This window comes from Variovorax paradoxus (assembly GCF_040544635.1).
Taxonomy (GTDB): Bacteria; Pseudomonadota; Gammaproteobacteria; order Burkholderiales; family Burkholderiaceae_C; genus Variovorax; species Variovorax paradoxus_R.
Genome location: NZ_JBEPKJ010000007.1, coordinates 286,524 through 305,496, shown reverse-complemented (window position 1 = coordinate 305,496; position 18,973 = coordinate 286,524). Strand labels below are relative to the sequence as shown.

General features: G+C 65.7%; 12 protein-coding genes and 1 tRNA gene. 9 read left to right on the top strand and 4 right to left on the bottom strand.

What is annotated here, in order from left to right:
• Positions 1–18 precede the first annotated feature (18 nt).
• From rpoC to ABIC94_RS14585, 8 genes are all read left to right on the top strand, one after another.
• Positions 19–4,251 (top strand): DNA-directed RNA polymerase subunit beta', encoded by a 4,233-nt coding sequence (rpoC, locus tag ABIC94_RS14620; protein ID WP_354373717.1) that lies wholly within the window; start codon positions 19–21, stop codon positions 4,249–4,251.
• 111 nt (positions 4,252–4,362) lie between these two features.
• The gene (locus ABIC94_RS14615) at positions 4,363–4,986 is read left to right on the top strand and encodes a lema family protein (protein WP_354373716.1); all 624 of its coding nucleotides are present in this window, start codon (positions 4,363–4,365) and stop codon (positions 4,984–4,986) included.
• A 122-nt stretch (positions 4,987–5,108) separates the two neighbouring features.
• Entirely contained in the window at positions 5,109–6,437 is a 1,329-nt protein-coding gene (gene rsmB / locus ABIC94_RS14610; protein ID WP_354373735.1) for a 16S rRNA (cytosine(967)-C(5))-methyltransferase RsmB, read from the top strand.
• On the top strand, positions 6,418–7,065 hold the full coding sequence (locus tag ABIC94_RS14605; protein WP_354373715.1) for a DUF4390 domain-containing protein: 648 nt from the start codon (positions 6,418–6,420) through the stop codon (positions 7,063–7,065). The genes rsmB and ABIC94_RS14605 overlap by 20 nt, the downstream gene beginning before the upstream one ends.
• Complete coding sequence (locus tag ABIC94_RS14600; protein ID WP_354373714.1) at positions 7,062–9,392, top strand: sensor histidine kinase; 2,331 nt, start codon at positions 7,062–7,064, stop codon at positions 9,390–9,392. Before ABIC94_RS14605 ends, ABIC94_RS14600 begins: the two co-directional genes overlap by 4 nt.
• A 92-nt stretch (positions 9,393–9,484) precedes the next feature.
• Positions 9,485–10,186: a response regulator gene (locus ABIC94_RS14595; protein WP_157611832.1), complete on the top strand. Its 702-nt coding sequence runs from the start codon at positions 9,485–9,487 to the stop codon at positions 10,184–10,186.
• 18 nt (positions 10,187–10,204) lie between these two features.
• A tRNA-Phe gene (locus tag ABIC94_RS14590) sits at positions 10,205–10,280 on the top strand.
• A 210-nt stretch (positions 10,281–10,490) separates the two neighbouring features.
• Entirely contained in the window at positions 10,491–11,771 is a 1,281-nt protein-coding gene (locus ABIC94_RS14585; RefSeq protein ID WP_354373713.1) for a methyl-accepting chemotaxis protein, read from the top strand.
• A 196-nt stretch (positions 11,772–11,967) separates the two neighbouring features.
• Here ABIC94_RS14585 and ABIC94_RS14580 read toward each other — a convergent pair whose 3' ends face one another.
• The gene (locus ABIC94_RS14580) at positions 11,968–12,657 is read right to left on the bottom strand and encodes a class I SAM-dependent methyltransferase (RefSeq protein WP_354373712.1); all 690 of its coding nucleotides are present in this window, start codon (positions 12,655–12,657) and stop codon (positions 11,968–11,970) included.
• A gap of 188 nt (positions 12,658–12,845) precedes the next feature.
• Positions 12,846–14,246 (bottom strand): hypothetical protein, encoded by a 1,401-nt coding sequence (locus tag ABIC94_RS14575; RefSeq protein WP_354373711.1) that lies wholly within the window; start codon positions 14,244–14,246, stop codon positions 12,846–12,848.
• Positions 14,247–14,474: 228 nt separating this feature from the next.
• On the opposite strand from ABIC94_RS14575, the gene ABIC94_RS14570 reads away from it, so the two are divergent.
• The gene (locus ABIC94_RS14570) at positions 14,475–16,724 is read left to right on the top strand and encodes a LamG-like jellyroll fold domain-containing protein (protein WP_354373710.1); all 2,250 of its coding nucleotides are present in this window, start codon (positions 14,475–14,477) and stop codon (positions 16,722–16,724) included.
• On the opposite strand, the gene ABIC94_RS14565 is transcribed toward ABIC94_RS14570, so the two are convergent.
• Both ABIC94_RS14565 and ABIC94_RS14560 read right to left on the bottom strand, forming a co-directional pair.
• Positions 16,721–17,638, bottom strand: coding sequence for a protein NO VEIN domain-containing protein (locus tag ABIC94_RS14565; RefSeq protein WP_354373709.1), 918 nt, complete (start codon positions 17,636–17,638; stop codon positions 16,721–16,723). The two genes, ABIC94_RS14570 and ABIC94_RS14565, sit on opposite strands and share 4 nt — an antisense overlap.
• A gap of 88 nt (positions 17,639–17,726) precedes the next feature.
• A complete protein-coding gene (locus tag ABIC94_RS14560) occupies positions 17,727–18,842 on the bottom strand; it encodes an SMP-30/gluconolactonase/LRE family protein (RefSeq protein ID WP_354373708.1) in 1,116 nt (371 codons plus the stop codon).
• Positions 18,843–18,973 lie beyond the last annotated feature (131 nt).

Sequence of the window (18,973 nt, the reverse complement as noted above, 5' to 3'; positions counted from 1 at the left end):
GAAAAGGGAAAGAGTCTTATGAAATCGCTACTCGACCTGTTCAAGCAATTTACGCCCGATGAGCATTTCGATGCCATCAAGATCGGCATGGCTTCGCCCGAGAAGATCCGTTCGTGGTCTTTCGGCGAGGTGAAGAAGCCCGAGACGATCAACTACCGCACGTTCAAGCCCGAGCGCGACGGTCTCTTCTGCGCCAAGATCTTCGGCCCCATCAAGGACTACGAGTGCCTGTGCGGCAAGTACAAGCGCCTGAAGCACCGCGGCGTGATCTGCGAGAAGTGCGGCGTTGAAGTCACGCAGACCAAGGTGCGCCGCGAGCGCATGGGCCACATCGACCTGGCCGCGCCCTGCGCGCACATCTGGTTCCTGAAGTCGCTGCCGTCGCGTCTGGGCCTCGTGCTCGACATGACGCTGCGCGACATCGAACGCGTGCTGTACTTCGAAGCCTACGTGATCACCGACCCCGGCATGACCCCGCTGAAGAAGTTCGGCATCATGTCCGAGGATGACTATGACGCGAAGCGCAAGGAATACGGCGACGAGTTCGTCGCCAAGATGGGCGCCGAAGGCATCAAGGACCTGCTCGAGGGCATCGAACTCGACAGCGAGATCGAACGCCTGCGCGGCGACCTGACCGGCTCCGAAGTCAAGGTCAAGAAGAACTCCAAGCGCCTGAAGGTGCTCGAGGCCTTCCGCAAGTCGGGCATCAAGCCCGGCTGGATGGTGCTCGACGTGCTGCCCGTGCTGCCGCCGGACCTGCGTCCGCTGGTGCCGCTGGACGGCGGCCGGTTCGCGACCTCCGACCTGAACGACCTGTACCGCCGCGTCATCAACCGCAATTCGCGCCTGCGCCGCCTGCTGGAGCTCAAGGCTCCGGAAATCATCGCGCGCAACGAAAAGCGGATGCTGCAAGAGGCTGTCGACTCGCTGCTGGACAACGGCCGCCGCGGCAAAGCCATGACGGGCGCCAACAAGCGCGCGCTCAAGTCGCTGGCCGACATGATCAAGGGCAAGAGCGGCCGCTTCCGCCAGAATCTGCTGGGCAAGCGCGTCGACTACTCGGGCCGTTCGGTCATCGTGGTGGGCCCGACGCTCAAGCTGCACCAGTGCGGCCTGCCGAAGCTGATGGCGCTCGAGCTGTTCAAGCCTTTCATCTTCTCGCGCCTCGAAGCCATGGGCATCGCGACCACGATCAAGGCGGCCAAGAAGGAAGTCGAATCCGGCACGCCGGTGGTCTGGGACATCCTGGAAGAAGTGATCAAGGAACACCCGGTCATGCTGAACCGTGCGCCTACGCTGCACCGTTTGGGCATTCAGGCGTTCGAGCCGATCCTGATCGAAGGCAAGGCGATCCAGCTGCACCCGCTGGTTTGCGCGGCGTTCAACGCCGACTTCGACGGCGACCAGATGGCCGTTCACGTGCCGCTGTCGGTGGAAGCGCAAATGGAAGCCCGCACGCTGATGCTGGCCTCCAACAACGTGCTGTTCCCGGCTTCGGGCGAACCGTCGATCGTTCCTTCGCAGGACGTGGTGCTGGGTCTGTACTACACGACCCGCGACCGCATCAACGGCAAGGGCGAGGGCCTGATCTTCTCCGACATCGGTGAAGTGCAGCGCGCGCTCGACGCCAACGAAGTCGAACTGACCGCCAAGGTTGCCGTGCGCATCACGGAGTACACCAAGGACAAGGAAACGGGTGAATTCACGCCTTCCACGTCGCTGGTGGACACCACCGTGGGCCGCGCGCTGCTGTCCGAGATCCTGCCGAAGGGCCTGCCGTTCTCGAACATCAACAAGGCGCTGAAGAAGAAGGAAATTTCCAAGCTCATCAACGTCTCGTTCCGCAAGTGCGGCCTGAAAGAAACCGTCGTGTTCGCCGACAAGCTGCTGCAAAACGGCTTCCGCCTGGCAACCAAGGCCGGTATCTCGATTGCGATCGACGACATGCTGGTGCCCGCTGAAAAGCACGGCATCATCGAGCGTTCCGCCAAGGAAGTGAAAGAGATCGAGCAGCAGTACGTCTCGGGTCTGGTGACTTCCGGCGAGCGCTACAACAAGGTGGTGGACATCTGGGGCAAGGCCGGCGACGAAGTGTCGAAGGTCATGATGGCCAAGCTGTCGAAGCAACGGGTCATCGACCGCCACGGCAAGGAAGTGGAGCAGGAGTCGTTCAACTCCATCTACATGATGGCCGACTCCGGCGCCCGCGGTTCCGCAGCGCAGATTCGCCAGGTGGCCGGTATGCGTGGCCTGATGGCCAAGCCGGACGGCTCGATCATCGAGACGCCCATTACCGCGAACTTCCGCGAAGGCCTGAACGTGCTGGAGTACTTCATCTCCACCCACGGTGCCCGTAAGGGTCTGGCCGACACGGCACTGAAGACCGCGAACTCGGGTTACCTGACCCGTCGTCTGGTCGACGTGACGCAAGACTTGGTGGTGACCGAGCAGGACTGCGGTACGCACGGCGGCTACCTGATGCGCGCCATCGTCGAAGGCGGTGAAGTCATCGAATCGCTGCGCGACCGTATCCTCGGCCGTTCGGCTGCGGACGACGTGCTGCACCCTGAAAACCGTTCGGTGCTGCTGAAGGCCGGCGAGATGTTCGACGAAGACAACATCGAGCAGCTGGAAGCCGAGGGCGTCGACGAAGTCAAGGTTCGCACCGCGCTGACCTGCGAAACCCGCTTCGGCATCTGCGCCACCTGCTACGGCCGCGACCTGGGTCGCGGCGGCCTGATCAACATCGGCGAAGCCGTCGGTGTGATCGCGGCGCAATCGATCGGCGAACCCGGCACGCAGCTCACGATGCGTACGTTCCACATCGGTGGCGCGGCATCGCGTGCGGCAGTGGCCTCGAGCGTCGAAGCCAAGTCCAACGGCACGATCGGCTTCAACGCCACGATGCGCTACGTGACCAACAGCAAGAACGAGCTGGTGGTGATTGCACGTTCGGGCGAGATCGTCATTCATGACGAACACGGCCGCGAGCGCGAGCGCCACAAGGTGCCGTACGGCGCGATCCTGGCGGTCAAGGCCGACCAGCAGATCAAGGCCGGCCACGTGCTTGCCAACTGGGATCCGCTGACGCGCCCCATCATCACCGAGTTCGCCGGCAAGACGCAGTTCGAGAACGTCGAGGAAGGCCTCACGGTTGCGAAGCAGGTGGACGAAGTGACCGGTCTGTCGACCCTGGTCGTGATCGATCCGAAGCGCCGCGGCGCTGCCAAGGTCGTGCGCCCGCAGGTGAAGCTCATCGACGCCTCCGGCGCCGAAGTGAAGATCCCGGGTACCGACCACTCGGTGACGATCGGCTTCCCGATCGGCGCCCTGGTGCAGATCCGCGACGGCCAGGACGTGGGCCCCGGCGAAGTGCTGGCGCGTATTCCGGTCGAAGGCCAGAAGACCCGCGACATTACCGGCGGTCTGCCGCGCGTTGCCGAGCTGTTCGAAGCCCGCTCGCCGAAGGACAAGGGCATGCTGGCCGAAATGACCGGTACCGTGTCGTTCGGTAAAGAGACGAAGGGCAAGATTCGCCTGCAGATCACCGATCCGGAAGGCGGCGTCTACGAAGACCTCGTGCCGAAGGAAAAGAACATCCTGGTGCACGAAGGCCAGGTGGTGAACAAGGGCGAAAGCGTGGTCGACGGTCCGGCGGACCCGCAGGACATCCTGCGCCTGCTGGGTTCGGAAGAACTCGCGCGCTACATCGTGGACGAAGTGCAGGACGTGTACCGCTTGCAGGGTGTGAAGATCAACGACAAGCACATCGAGGTGATCGTTCGCCAGATGCTGCGCCGCGTCGTGGTCGACAACATCGGCGATACGAGCTACATCTCCGGCGAACAGGTCGAACGCAGCGAAATGCTCAACACCAACGACGCCCTGCGCGCCGACGGCAAGATCCCCGCGACGTTCACCAACCTGCTGCTGGGTATCACGAAGGCATCGCTCTCGACCGACTCGTTCATCTCGGCCGCTTCGTTCCAGGAAACGACGCGCGTGCTGACCGAAGCCGCGATCATGGGCAAGCGCGACGAGCTGCGCGGCCTGAAGGAAAACGTCATCGTCGGCCGCCTGATTCCCGCAGGCACCGGCATGGCTTACCACCAGGCCCGCAAGGTCAAGGACCAGATGGACGAGGCCGAGCGCCGCGCCATCGCCGAATCGGAAGCTGCAGAGCTGGCCGGTTCGACCAGCAGCGATGTCGACAGCACGGCCGACGCCAGCGAAGGCGCTGCGTCCGAATAACTGGTTAGCATCACCGGTCATGACCGGTATCCGACGCCCCCCGACCGCTTCCGGTTGGGGGGCGTTTTTCTTTGAGTTCTCTCTTTCTCTTTACATGAGGCGTTTTTGTCGATGAGCGTATTGCCCGATTCGCTGGCCGGCTGGATCGTTGTTGCGGTGCTGTTGTTCTGGTTCGTGGGCGCATACAACAGGCTGGTGCGCTCGCGCGCGGCCGTGCTCCAGGCCTACGCCACGCTCGATGCAGCGCTGCGAAAGCAACTCGACTTCGTTCAGGCGAGCATCACGGCCAGCTTGCCGCAACAGGACGCGTCGTCACCCGGCCCGTCTTCGTCCGTGGCGCCGCTGCAGGCCGCCACCACCCAGCTTGCCACGGTGCTCGGTGCAACCCGGCTGCATCCGCTCGATCCGGGCGCCATGGCCGCGCTGGCCACGGCGTTGCAGGTGCTGATCAACGCGTGGCAACGCCAGCATCCGGATGCGGTCACGGTCTTCGATGCGGACGGCACGCTCTCGCGGCCCGCACCGCTGCTGCCGCCCGGGGCCGGCTACGGTACCGACGCCGCATTGCCCGGCGCGTTCGAACCCATGGCATGGCCCGAACCCTCGGCCTCGGCGGAAATTGCACGCAGCCAGTTCAATGCGGCGGTAGGGCAGTACAACGCTGCCATCGTCCAGTTCCCGGCGCTGCTGGTGGCATGGTTGGTGCGTTTGCATCCCGCCGCGCCCTTGCTCTGATGCGAGCCCGAATACGTATTTTTTCTTAATTGTGTGAGGCGTTGTGCGTAATGCCCGCCCGTTACCATCGCCCCAACTTGCCAGAACTATCTTCCGATCTTCCAGGCGGCAGCGCACCGCTGCTGCAACCCCCGCTGTGGCGCCAACTGCAATTGACTGCGGTGGCGCTTGCGTCGATTCGCGCCGGCAGTTCGGGCACTGCCGCGTTCGAGGCCGTCGAGCCCGCCATGCGCCCCGGCGTGCAGGCGCTCGGCTTCCAGGTGCTGCGCTGGCTTGGCCGTGCCGAAGCGCTGCGCCGTCATCTTGCCAAGCGCACGCCGCCGCCGCTGCCCGACGCCTTGCTGTGCACCGCGCTGGCGCTGGCCTGGGACGCGCAGCATGCGCCGTACGAGCCCTTCACGCTGGTCGACCAGGCCGTCGAGGCTGCCAAGCGCAACCCGGCCACGCGTGCGCAGGCCAATTTCATCAACGCCTGCCTGCGGCGCTTTCTGCGCGAGCGGGACGAACTCGTGGCCGCGACCGACCATGAGCCGGTGGCGCAGTGGAACCATCCGCGGTGGTGGATCGAGCGGCTCAAGCGCGACCATCCACGTGACTGGCAGCGCGTGCTCGCCGCGGACAACGCACAGCCGCCGATGACGCTGCGCGTCAATCTTCAAAAGACCTCCGTGTCTTCTTATCAGCTGGCACTCGAGGCCGTGGGCCTGGAGGCCGTTCGCGTGGGCGCTTCCGGCTTGCAGCTGACGCGCGCGCGGCCGGTGCAGCAACTGCCCGGCTTCGCCGACGGCGAATGCTCTGTGCAAGACGCCGCCGCGCAACTGGCGGCGCCGCTGCTGCTCGAAGGCCTGCTCCCCGCAGACGGCGCCGCGCCGCTGCGCGTGCTCGATGCCTGCGCCGCCCCGGGCGGCAAGACCGCCCATCTGCTGGAAATGGCCAGCCCGGGAACCATCGACGTCACGGCACTGGAAGTCGACCCCGTTCGCAGCCGCCGCATCGACGAGACCCTGGGCCGGCTCGGACTGACCGCTAAAGTCGTCGTGGCCGATGCCGCGCGTCCGTCCGCGTGGTGGGACGGCACGCCTTTCGACGCCATCCTGCTCGATGCGCCCTGCACGGCCTCGGGCATTGTCCGGCGCCACCCCGACGTGCGCTGGCTGCGCCGCGAGAGCGACACCGCCCAGCTCGCAGTGCAGCAGGCGGCGCTGCTGGCGGCGCTCTGGCCGCTGGTCCGGCCCGGCGGCAGGCTGCTCTATTGCACCTGTTCCGTGTTCCGTGAAGAGGGCTCGCAACAAATCGATGCGTTTCTTGCGCACAACACCAACGCTCGATTGATGGCGTCGCCAGGTCATTTGCTTCCCCAAAGCGGGGCGAATGCCCGCGCCGTCCCGGACAATCCCTCAGGTGATCACGACGGCTTCTTCTACGCCCTGCTTGAAAAACGCCCACGCTAATCCCTGCGGGCGGCGCGGCCCGGCGCCGCTGGCGGCACTGCTGCTGGCCTGGGTGTTGCTGCTGAGCTGGCTGCCCCTTGCCGCGGTTGCGCAAGGGCGCACCGGCCCTTCGGTCACCCAGATGCGCCTGGAGCAGGCCGACGATGGTGTGTACCTCACCGCGGCCGTGCAGTTCGAACTGCCATCGCTGGTCGAAGAGGTGCTCGACAAGGGCATTGCGATCTACTTCGTGGCCGAGGCCGAGGTTTTCCAGGAGCGCTGGTACTGGACCGACCGCAAGGTGGCGCAGGTCACGCGCCACATGCGGCTGGCCTACCAGCCGCTCACGCGCCGCTGGCGGCTCAATGTGTCGCCCGTGCCGATCACCGGCACCGCGGGGTTCGGCGTTTCGCTGAACCAGAACTTCGACAGCCTTTCCGATGCCATGGACGCCGTCAAGCGCGTCGGCCGGCTGCGGCTGGGCGATGTGGCCGAAATCGGCGACGAGCCGCAGCACCAGGTCGTGTTCCGCTTCCGGCTCGATACCTCGCAGCTGCCGCGCCCATTCCAGATCGGCGTGGTCGGGCAGGCCGACTGGAACATCGTTGCCGAGCGCAGCGCCAAGCTGCCGCTGGAGAAGCAACGGTGAGCACCAAGCCGCGCAGCGGCGCAGCGGCCACACCCGCCGCTCGCCGCTCGCGCGCGGTCCGCTGGGCCGTGGGCGTCGGCGCCGCGCTGGTCACGGCCATCGGCCTGGTGCTGATGTTCCTGCTGGCGCAAGCCACCAACAACCGCGCGCTGTACGAACGCTATTACGTGCGGCTCTTCGGCATCAACGTCGTGGTGGCGGTGCTGCTGGTGCTGGTCATCGGCTGGGTCGCCTTCCGCCTGCTGCGGCGGCTGCGCCAGGGCAAGTTCGGCAGCCGCCTGCTCATCAAGCTGGCGGCCATCTTCGCGCTCGTGGGAGTGGTGCCGGGTGCGCTGGTCTACGTGGTGTCCTATCAGTTCGTCGCGCGTTCGATCGAAAGCTGGTTCGACGTCAAGGTCGAGGGCGCGCTCGATGCCGGCCTGAACCTGGGCCGCGCCACGCTCGACTCGCTCTCGGACGACCTGGCCGCCAAGACGCGCGCCGCCAGTGCCCAACTGGCCCAGGTGCCCGATGCGAGCGCCGGCCTCGCCCTCGAGCGCATTCGCGACCAGCTCCAGGCCAGCGACGTGGTGCTTTGGACGGGCACGGGGCAACTCATTGCCGGCGCGGGCGCCTCGCGCTTTCAGCTGAACCCCGAGCGGCCGACCATCCAGCAGCTGCGGCAGGTGCGCGCGGACCGCGCCATCGCCCACATCGAAGGCCTGGACGAAACGGCGGCGCCGGGCGCCACCCTGCCGCCCGCCACCGTGCGCGCCATCGCCATGGTGCAGCGCCCCGGCTTCGACTTCGACACCGCGCCGCGCTACCTTCAGGTCACCCAGCTCTTGCCGCCCGCGGTGGTGGCCAACGCGCTTGCCGTTCAGGAGGCCAACCGCGAGTACCAGGAGCGCGCCCTGGCCCGCGAGGGGCTGCGGCGGATGTACATCGGCACCCTCACGCTGAGCCTGTTCCTGGCCGTGTTCGGCGCCGTGCTGCTCGCGGTGCTGTTCGGCAACCAGCTGGCGCGGCCGCTGCTCGTGCTGGCCGAGGGCGTTCGCCAGGTGGCCGCCGGCGACCTGCGGCCGACCGCCGTGCTGCAGGGCAAGGACGAGCTCGGCGGCCTCACCCGCTCCTTCGCCGTCATGACCCAGCAGCTGTCCGATGCCCGCGGCGCGGTCGAAAAAACCATGGGCCAACTGGACGCCGCCCGTGCCAACCTGCAGACCATTCTGGACAACCTGACCTCCGGCGTGATCGTGCTCGACGCCAAGGGCACCATACTTTCCACCAACCCCGGCGCCACCCGCGTGCTGCGCGCACCCCTGGCGGCCTACGAGGGGCAGCCCCTCGCCAAGGTGCCCGGACTGGCCGACTTCGGCAACAGCGTGCAGCAGCAGTTCGACGAGTTCCAGGTCGAGCGCCTGCAGCACGGGCTCGACCACTGGCAGCATGCCTTCGAGCTGCACGCCACCGGCAACGACCTGCCGCAGCAGGACAGCGCCATCAACATCGTCGCGCGCGGTGCGGAACTGCCCGGCGCCGCGCGGCTGCTGGTGTTCGACGACATCTCCGAGATCGTGTCGGCGCAGCGCGCGCAAGCCTGGGGCGAGGTCGCGCGCCGCCTGGCCCACGAAATCAAGAATCCGCTCACGCCCATCCAGCTTTCGGCCGAACGGCTCGAAATGAAGCTCTCCGGCAAGGTCGCGCCGTCCGAGCAGGCCGTGCTCGTCAAGTCGGTCAAGACCATCGTCGACCAGGTCGACGCGATGAAGCGGCTGGTCAATGAATTCCGCGATTACGCCCGCCTGCCCGCCGCCGACCTCAAGCCCGTCGACCTCAACGCGCTGCTCGTCGACGTGCTCCAGCTCTACAGCGCCGAGAACGCGCCCATTGCGCTGCGCTCCGAGCTGGACGAGCGCTGCCCGCCCATTCGGGGCGATGCGCAGCAGATCCGCCAGGTCATTCATAACCTGCTGCAAAACGCGCAAGACGCCGCCGAGGCCGCCGCCAGCAGTACCGGCCGGGCCGGAGAGGTCGTCATTCGCACCCGCCTGGGCGATTCGGGCCAGCGCGTGCGCCTTACCGTGCAGGACAGCGGCCCCGGCTTTGCCGAGAACATCCTCAAGCGCGCCTTCGAGCCCTACGTCACCACGAAAACAAAAGGTACTGGTTTGGGGCTCGCCGTGGTCAAGAAGATCGCGGACGAACACGGTGCGCGCATCGAGCTTTCCAACCGCGTTGTCGATGGGGCTGTAGCGGGGGCGCAAGTCTCGCTATCATTCGCGCTGGCAGGCGAATCGCAAACAGCGGTCGCTCACACCGAAGATTCGAAGTCTTCCGCCGCCTGAGCGCGAAAGAAATCCATCGCGCTCAGTCGATGGATCGGCTGGCGGACCATACACACCATTGCAGATACCGGCGCATACAACAAGCAGCACTCATGGCAAACATTCTCGTGGTCGATGACGAGCTGGGTATTAGGGACCTGCTCTTCGAAATTCTCAATGACGAAGGCCACAACGTGGAGCTCGCGGAAAACGCCGCCGAAGCACGCGCAGCGCGGCAACGCGCACGGCCCGACCTCGTGCTGCTCGACATCTGGATGCCCGACACCGACGGCGTCACGCTGCTCAAGGAATGGTCCACGGCCGGCCTCCTGAGCATGCCCGTCATCATGATGAGCGGCCACGCCACCATCGACACCGCCGTCGACGCCACCCGCATCGGCGCCTTTGCGTTCCTCGAAAAACCCATCACGCTGCAGAAACTGCTCAAGGCCGTGGAGCAGGGCCTCGCCCGTGAAAGCGCCCGGCGAGCGGCCGCGGGTGTTGTGCCCCCGGCCACGGGCGTCAACCCGGCGGCAGCCATCACCACCACCGGCGACAGCCTGCTGCTGGCCTCGCTGGCTTCCGTGCCAGTGCCCGACGCCGGCCCGCAGTCGACCCAGAGCTTCGACCTCGACCGCCCGCTGCGCGACGCGCGCGACGGCTTCGAGAAGGCCTACTTCGAATTCCACCTTGCGATGGAGAACGGCTCCATGACCCGCGTCGCCGAGAAGACCGGGCTGGAACGAACCCACCTCTATCGCAAGCTCAAACAACTTGGCGTCGATCTTTCGAGGGGCCGCAGAAGCGCTGTATAATTTGAGGCTGCACACCAAGGCCCGGTAGCTCAGTTGGTAGAGCAGCGGATTGAAAATCCGCGTGTCGGTGGTTCGATTCCGCCCCAGGCCACCAAATACAAGCCCTTGATTCTTAACGGAATCAGGGGCTTTTTAACGTCTGAAGCCTTGCCATAGGCAGACGATGGTGCGCCGCCATCCACCCCGCGATGGCAGCAGCGCATTCCGGGTTTATCCCTAGATTCTGACCCTCAACTTTTCTCGCCCAGCTGCCGATATGCCTTGAAAGCGGGCCTCCGCATCGGCGGCCGTCACGGAAAAGCACATGCGCAATTGGAAGATCAGTGCCCAGCTGGGCGTGGCGTTCGGAATCGGGTTGCTGTTGATGGCGACGGGGCTTGTCATTGGCATCGTATGTCTCCAGGAGATCGCTGCCGGCAGTGGCATCGCCCCGGAACTCGCGCGCCGCATCGAGTCGACACGGAGCCTCATGATCGGCTTCGGGGTCGTCGCGCTGCTGGCGGGCGTCGGCTGCAGCGTCTGGCTCTCGCGCAGCATCATGCAACCGCTTGGCGAAGCGATCTTCATTGCAGAAACGGTGGCCTCGGGCGATCTGAGCAAGGAATTCGAGACCGAGCGCGGCGGCGATTTTGGTCGCCTGCTGCGCGGCATGGGCGAGATGGAAGACACGCTGACCGACGTGGTGACGCGCATCAAGGCATCGACCGACTCGATCGTGGTGGCATCCGGGCAAATCACAGCGGGCAACCACGACCTGTCTTCACGCACCGAGGAACAGGCCAGTTCGCTCGAGCAGACCGCCGCCTCGATGGAAGAGCTCACCAGCACCGTCAAGCAGAACGCCGACAACGCGAGGCAAGCCAACCAGCTGGCCCTCTCGGCCTCGGAGGTTGCGGTCAGGGGTGGAGGCGTGGTCAATCAGGTGGTCGACACCATGGCCTCGATCAATGCCTCGTCGAAGAAGATCGTCGAAATCATCGGTGTGATCGACGGCATTGCTTTCCAGACCAACATCCTCGCGCTCAACGCTGCTGTTGAAGCCGCGCGTGCGGGCGAGCAGGGCCGCGGCTTCGCCGTGGTGGCCGCCGAAGTGCGCAATCTTGCGCAGCGGTCGGCCGCGGCGGCCAAGGAGATCAAGGGCCTGATCGAAGACTCGGTGGGCAAGGTCGACGCAGGCAGCGCGCTCGTGGGCGAGGCCGGCAAGACAATGGAAGAGATCGTGGGCAGCGTCAAGCGCGTGACGGACATCGTCGGCGAGATCACGGCGGCGAGCCACGAGCAGGCCCAGGGCATCGAGCAGATCAACCAGGCGGTCGCGCAGATGGACCAGGTGACGCAGCAGAACGCGGCATTGATCGAAGAAGCCGCGGCCGCGGCCCAATCGCTGCAGGAGCAGGCCGGCAGCCTGTCGCAGGTCGTGGCGACCTTCAAGCTCGAGGAAGGGGAGGAGGGCGAGAAACCCGCCGTGGCGCCGCCGCGGCCGGCGGCGCCGGTTCAGGTGCGGTCTCTCGTGCAGAAGGTCCCGCTGGCCCAGCTGGCGCGGCGCGCCATTGCCGTTGCTCCGCAGGGCAAGCCCTGGGGTTGACGGCGCGTTGTGGTGCCAGGCCCGCGGCGCCTCCTGCCCCGGAGCGCGTGGCCCCCACACTGTTGATCCTGGCGCAACGCACCTCTTCGAGGAGCCCGACGCGCTCGGCGCCGTTTCCACCTTGGCACGCGGCTGGTTCAAAAGCCATTTCAACCAACCCAGGAGTGCGAAATGAGCAGGTCACGCCCCTGTGCAGCTAGCGGCGGTTGCGCAACACCACGAGCTTCGAAAGGCCGAACAGATTGACCGGCTCGACGTTCAGCACATGCCAGTCGTGAGAAAGAACCTGCTCGTCGTAGCGGAAGTCGGAGCGGAACCCCACATGCTCTGCGGCGGAGCGAACGGCGCGCTCCAGAAGCCACCACAGCCTGCTGCCGCTGAAGTGGTTGAGCACAACGATGGTCCCACCGGGTTTGCACACCCGACGGATCTCGCGCACGAGTTCGGCCGGGCGCGGCGTCACCGACAGCACGTAGGGCACGGTCACGCAGTCGAAAGCGCCGTCGGGGAAACGCATGCGTTCGGCATTCATGTGCTCGATCGTGATGTCGTGCTGCGGCAGCCTGGCCGCGCGCTCCCTGGCGCGTTCGAGCATGTCGTGCGAAAGATCGATGCCCACGATCCCGCATTCGGCCGGATACCCGGCCAGCGCGAGCCCGGTGCCGACACCGACCTCGAGCAGCGATGCCGGCTGCAGCATGCGAACCACCTCCGCCATGCGCTCGCGCCCCGGTTCCAGTATCTGGCCGAACAGCGTGTCGTACAGCGGGGCGAGCCGGTCGTAGGTGCGGGCGACCCCCGCCTCCGACACCGGTGCTTCCGATTGCGAGCGGTCAGCGACACGCGTCGCGCCATGGTCACCGGGGCGGGCTCTGCTTTCTGTCATGACCCAGAATATCAACAAGGCCGCGTCGCTTTCCCCATCTCCCCGGTCTCGCAAGGGGCACTGCGCTGCATTGCGTTCAAGTTCGACATGAGCTAACGCAGCGACCCGGAAAAGCTGGAGGCCGTCCCCGGCATCGTGAAACGGCTGATCGAATCGCGGCCGTCGCTGCGCCTTGACCGGATGCACTTTCAGCCGGCGTCGGCCGTTCCTCCCGTGCTCTGCAGGCATTGCGCCACGGACGCCAGCAAATCGTCCGGATGCAGCATCGCTGCGCGCGCCGTCCGAGCGGTTTCATACTGGTACAACGCGGCTCGCAGCCGCGGCGCTGTCGTGAGTGCATCCCATACGGGCACGAGAGAGGCAGGCGGCGGCGTCTCGCCGCGTGCAAGCAGTTGGCACGCGAAGGCAAGGCTCGCGGGCTCGGCGAGCAGCATGGCCTTGCTTGCCGCGCTCAATACCGGCGGCAGCGATTCGGGCGCCGCCGGGCAGCAATAGATCACGTGCGGCGGCAATGAGTCGCCGTCCGGCTGGAGCCTGCGCAGCGACGCTCCTTCAATGCGCGTGTCGCCGTCGGCGGATGCAAAGGCATAGATCTCCTCGATGCCCGCCTGCGCCAGCCGCCGCAAGCCGCGCAGCAGGCGTGGAAAGTCGGCCGTGGCGGCAGCGGGAGATGTCTTGATCTCCGCAAGAAGAACGATGTCGGCGGCACTGTTCGCATCGCTTTGCACAATCGCGGCGTCCCATTCTTCTTTTGCCTTGCTTGCCTCGCCCGGAAAGCCGCTGGGGTTTCGCAGACTGCGCACGACGCGATAGCGGGCGCTGCCTTCTTCGCGGTGGTTCAACGCGTCCACGATCTTGCAGAACGCCTGCACGCCGGCTTGTTCGGCACTTTCACCCTGACGCGCCGACGCGTGCCCCTTGGCGATGGCGGCGTGGCTGCCAGCCATCGGCCCCTGTCGTTCGCAAAACGACTGGTAGCGCTGCACGGCCGCGAGGCGCAGCAAGTTGCTGCCGCGCACCAGCCGCTCCAGCGCGGGGTTGGAAAGAATGGCCTGCAGCGCCGATTGCAGATCTTCCTGTTCGAAGAGTTTCCGCCCGAGCAAAATCTTGATGGCCCGCGCAAGTTCTTCCCATGAACCTGCTGCCGAGAGCCCGTGCAATCGTGTCAATGCCTCGCGCAGTTCGCCAGGTGGCATGCGCCGCAATTTGCCTGGATGCGCAATCGCACTCGTCGCAGCCTTGATCGCACGCTGGTCGCCCGCGCGCCGCCTCGAAAGGCCCGCATGTTCATGCACCGCCGCATCCTGCGCTTGCATCACCAGCGCCTGGAACGCCGGGTCTCCGCGTTCGGGCGCCAGTGCCTCGTGAATCAGCTGCGCCAGCGCCCGGGTAAAAAGCGCCTGCACAGAAGCCGGCGGTGGCAAGTGCCGTTCTTCCATGCCGATGCGAGCGGCCTCGATCGCAAAGGCCAGTGCCACACCCGCACCGTTCGCTGCGGCCGTGTCGGCATCGGCCGGCAACGGCGGCATGCGGTATCTGCGCGGTGCGGCGCGCAGGGCGGCCAGAAGAAGAGCGTCGAGGTGCTGCAATTGGGTTCGGGGTTTGCTGCTGAAATTTTGAGCAGCGGACGAAGCAAGGGTGACATTTCTGAGCCCATCCGGGCTCGCACATGACACCAATTGTCATGTGTGGGAGAGTTCCCCGGGGCACGCGAGCGTCTCGTCGGCTCGATCTGGCATGCGACGAATAGGAAAGCGTTCCTCCACGAATTTGGCATGCATGTTGCTGTAACGAGGTTTAACAAAACCTTCATCAGCATGCATTCCTCGGACAGCGAAAACAACAATCCTTTGGATCGACGCATGTTCTGCGCGAGCGCGATGAGCCTCGTTGCCCTTGGGGCGACTGCTTGCGGGGGCGGAGGAGGAGGAGGAGGCGGCAGCGGGGCGGTTGGCAACCTCGGCCTGTTGGGCGCCGCACCGCAGGACACCGCTTCGGGGTCATCGGTGGCTCCCGGGTCTGGAACGACTTCCGGCTCTGAAGAAGTGCCCGCGTCAACACCGGTACAAACGCGAAAGTTCGTTCATCCCGGCCTCTTGCACACGGATGCCGATTTCGAGCGTATGCGCCTCAAGGTCGCGGCCAATGCGCAACCATGGCTTGCGGGGTGGAACGCACTGACATCCAACGGCCGCTCGCAACTCGGCGCCACGCCGCGGCCGCTGGCCACGGTGATTCGGGGGGACGTCCCGGGCCAGAACGTCGCGCAGATGTTCATCGACATTGCGCGCACTTACCAGCTCGCATTGCGCTGGAAGGTTTCGCAGGACACGCGCTATGCCGATCTGGCCGTGGTGTTCCTGAACGCCTGGTCGTCCACGCTGACATCGATCCAGGGCAACGCCGACCGCTTCCTGGCGGCGGGTATCCATGGCCAGCAGTTCGCGAACGCGGCCGAGATCATGCGCACCTATCCGGGCTGGGCGGCGAGCGACTTCGCGCGTTTCCAGAACATGATGCTGACGGTGTTCTATCCGCTCAACCACAGCTTCCTCGTCAACCATAACGGCTCCGAGATCACCAACTACTGGGCGAACTGGGACCAGTGCACGATAGGCTCGATCCTGGCCATCGGCGTGCTGTGCGACCGGCCGGACATCTACGACGAGGCCTTGAACTACTACAAGAACGGCGCGGGCAACGGAGCGGGCCTGCAGGCGGTCTATCACGTGCATCCCGGCTATCTGGGCCAATGGCAGGAAAGTGGCCGCGACCAGGGGCACTGCACCCTCGGCATCGGCCTGGCGGGTGCATTCTGCGAAATGGCGTGGAACCAGGGCGACGACGTCTACGGCTACGAGAACAACCGCTTTCTTGCCGGTGCCGAGTACGTCGCCAAGTCCAATCTTCGCGTCGATGCAACCAACTTCTACACCGTGCCGTTCGTCACCAACGTGAACAGGCAGGGAACGCAATCCGTGTTGTCGACAGCGGGGCAGGGGCACCGGCGCGGCATCTGGGAAAGCGTCTACAACCACTACGCGAACCGCCTGGGCATTGCCACGCCCTACACCGCGCTGCAGGCTGTGCAGATGCGGCCCGAGTCGGACGGCAGCAATGGCGACCAGCTCGGCTTCGGAACCTTGACCTTCACGCGCGATCCACTCACGGCACTCGCGCGGCCGAGCGGGCTCACCGCACGGGTGCGCGTATCGGAGGTGGAGTTGTCGTGGTGGGGCAGCAGCGGCGCGCTGAGCTACTCGGTCAGGCGCGCGTCCACCGCGGGCGGGCCGTACAGCACCACCGTGGCTTCAGGCATCACGGACACGCTCACCTTCACGGACACCACCGGTGTTGCGGGAGAGGTGTACTACTACGTCGTGGTCGCCGTGAACGCGGGCGGAGAGAGCGAGCCTTCCGCCGAAGCCCGGGCCGCCCTCAAGCCCGAGCTGCTGATGCATCTCGGGTTCGACGAAGCGCAAGGGAGCTCGGCCGCCGATGCGACGGGCCGTTTCGCCGCCAGCGAACTTGCCGGTGGCGCGGCCTGGACCGCGGGCCGCAACACAGGGGCCGTCGCCCTGGGCGGCACAGGCGCTTCCGTCAGCCTGCCCACAGGGCTCGTGAAGGATGCCGCCGACTTCACCATCGCATGCTGGGTGTACCTGGACAGCCTCTCCACGTGGTCGCGCGTCTTCGACTTCGGGTCCGGCGCGCGCCGCTACATGATGCTCACGCCGCGCAGTAATGCCGGGACCGTGCGCTACGCGATCTCCAGGGTTCACGGCTACAACGAGCAGGTGATCGAAGGCGCATCGCCACTGCCGACCGGGCGCTGGGTGCATGTGGCCGTGACCTTGGCCGGCGCGCTCGGCACGCTGTATGTCGATGGTGCGGCGGTCGGCAGCAACGCGCAGATGACGCTGGCGCCCTTCGACTTGGGAGAGACGACGCAGAATTTTCTCGGCCGCTCGCAGTTTCCGAACGATCCGGCGCTGCGCGCCCGGCTGGACGACTTTCGGGTCTACCGGGGCGCGCTGGGCACCGCGGAAATCGCGGCGCTGCTCTAGCCCAGTGCTTCGAAGCCAGGCGCCTGGCTCATCTCCGAAGGCTTGTAGATCTTGTGCTGCGCGGTGGGGCCGCCGGCGTCGGCCACCACCAGCAGGCGCCAGAGCGGCTCGCGCGCGGAGCACGCGTTTTCTTCGGTCGTGAGGCGGAAGTTCGGCGTTGCCGTGGAAGTGCCCTTCACGGCAACCCTGAGAAGCGTTGCGCCTTTCGCATTCGACACTTCGATGTCGTAGCCCAGCTTCTGGCCGGTCACGTCCTCGGCGTTGTAGCCGTAGCCCTTGAAGTGGCCCATGACATACGCCATGGCGGCGGCCTGAACCTCCTCTTGCGAGGCCGGCTTTATCGCCTCGGGCTCCGCTTCTACAGCGGCAGGAACGCCGCCTCGTGCCTTGGCGGCCTGCATGTCGGCTTCATCCGGAACCCAGCCGCGCGGACCGCGCACCAGAACCGCCAGCAACTGCTCGGGCTCCCAGCTCGCAACGTGCCATTCGGCGTCGTCGCGCACGCGCGTGGACACCTTCGCGCTCTTGTTGCTCTCCAGCTCGGCAATCGCAACCCGGTTGGTCTGCACCACGGCACGGAAGCCCTGGCCCGCGTCGAAGGTGCGCTTCAGCAATGCAAGACGGTCCTTGGCGCGCTGGACCTGGTTGGCCGTTCGCGCGCCGCCGCCCGGGCGGTGCTGCGTGTCGAGCGATTCGAGATAGAACCAGCGACCGCCCGCACCGATGTTCACATACTCCGCCCAGATGGTGGCAATGACGTTGTCGCCCGTAGCCATCCACGCGTACTCGAACGGCTTGTCGCGCGCGTCGAACACACCCATCTTGGCGACGATTTCGACCGGACTGAGCCGCGGTCCTGACAGGCGCATCTCATCGATGACGGCGAGTACGCGGGGGTCGACTTCCTTGTCCATTCAGCGGGCTTCTGGCGAGTTTGGGGGGTGGAAGTATGCCGCATCGGATGCCTGGCCCTGCCTTGCCCGGCGCACCGGGCTGACAAGACTAGACCGCGCCGTGCGCTTCCACGTAGAGCGCGTAGAGCGAATGGCTGCTCGTCATGTAGAGGCGGTTGCGCTTCGGTCCGCCGAACTCGAGATTGGCGCACCGCTCGGGCAGGCGGATGAAGCCGATCGGCTTGCCTTGAGGGTTGAAGACCTTCACGCCGTCCATTTCTTCGGACTTTCCGAGCGGCAGGTGGGCCTTCATGCCGCCCCCGACGTCGGTGGGCTCCGGCGAGAAGGCGCCGCTGAAGCCCCATCCGCACCAGAGGTTGCCGTCGCGGTCGACGCGGAAACCGTCGAGCGCGCCCGGGCCGTCGGCATCCACCAACTTCGTCTTGTTCGACACGCTGGCGCCGTCGGCTGAAACGTCGTAGCTCCAGATGCTGCGGTTCGGCGTGCCCTTCCACTCGACCACGTAGAGCTTTTTCTCGTCGGGCGAAAACGCAAGGCCGTTCGGGTTCACGAGATCGGTGATCACCGCGCTGAGCTTGCCGTCCTTGGCAATGCGGTAGACATTGGTCGTCGCCTGCTCCGGCGTTGCCCTGGATCCTTCCCACTCGCCGTTGATGCCGAAGAGGGGGTCGGTGAACCACACCGTGTCGTCCGACCTGACCACCACGTCGTTGGGCGCGTTGAGCTTCTTGCCCTCGTGGCTGTCGGCCAGCACCGTCATGCGGCCATCTTTCTCCGTGCGCACCACGCGGCGCGTGACGGAGTGTTCGCAGGTAATCAGGCGCCCCTGGCGGTCGCGCGTGTTGCCGTTGGCGAAGTTGGCGTTCTGCTTGTGCACCGTGAATTTGCCGGTCTTTTCGTCGTACTTCATGAGCCGGTTGTTCGGAATGTCGCTGCACAGCAGGTACCCGCCCTCGGGAAAGTACACCGGCCCTTCCGCCCACCGCATGCCGGTGCCAAGCTGCTCGACGGTGCTGCTGTAGATGCGGTACCTGGCAAAGCTCGGGTCCAGTATCAACACCGAAGGGTCGGGGTAGCGCTGGTTGGGTTTGAAGTCGAAAGACTGCGCACCGGCCAGGCCGGCCCAACCCGCCAAACCGGCGAGTCCCGAGCCCGCGGCGGTCTTGAGGAAGCGGCGGCGCGGTTGAAGGGTTTCGTTCTGCATCTGTAAATCTCCTTTTATCGTTGTGGAAACCGGCAAAACCAATCTTACGCACCCCTCGGCGGCAACACGTTCTCTGCCATGCCGGTCAGAGCGGCGTGGTTGCGGCTGTCTGCTTGTAGCGCTAAGGTCGG

Coding starts and splice junctions, on each gene's coding strand:
- ABIC94_RS14570 (WP_354373710.1), top strand. CDS start 14,475: ATGCATTCCTCGGACAGCGAAAACAACAATCCTTTGGATCGACGCATG.
- ABIC94_RS14595 (WP_157611832.1), top strand. CDS start 9,485: ATGGCAAACATTCTCGTGGTCGATGACGAGCTGGGTATTAGGGACCTG.
- ABIC94_RS14560 (WP_354373708.1), bottom strand. CDS start 18,842: ATGCAGAACGAAACCCTTCAACCGCGCCGCCGCTTCCTCAAGACCGCC.
- rpoC (WP_354373717.1), top strand. CDS start 19: ATGAAATCGCTACTCGACCTGTTCAAGCAATTTACGCCCGATGAGCAT.
- ABIC94_RS14565 (WP_354373709.1), bottom strand. CDS start 17,638: ATGGACAAGGAAGTCGACCCCCGCGTACTCGCCGTCATCGATGAGATG.
- ABIC94_RS14615 (WP_354373716.1), top strand. CDS start 4,363: ATGAGCGTATTGCCCGATTCGCTGGCCGGCTGGATCGTTGTTGCGGTG.
- ABIC94_RS14585 (WP_354373713.1), top strand. CDS start 10,491: ATGCGCAATTGGAAGATCAGTGCCCAGCTGGGCGTGGCGTTCGGAATC.
- ABIC94_RS14580 (WP_354373712.1), bottom strand. CDS start 12,657: ATGACAGAAAGCAGAGCCCGCCCCGGTGACCATGGCGCGACGCGTGTC.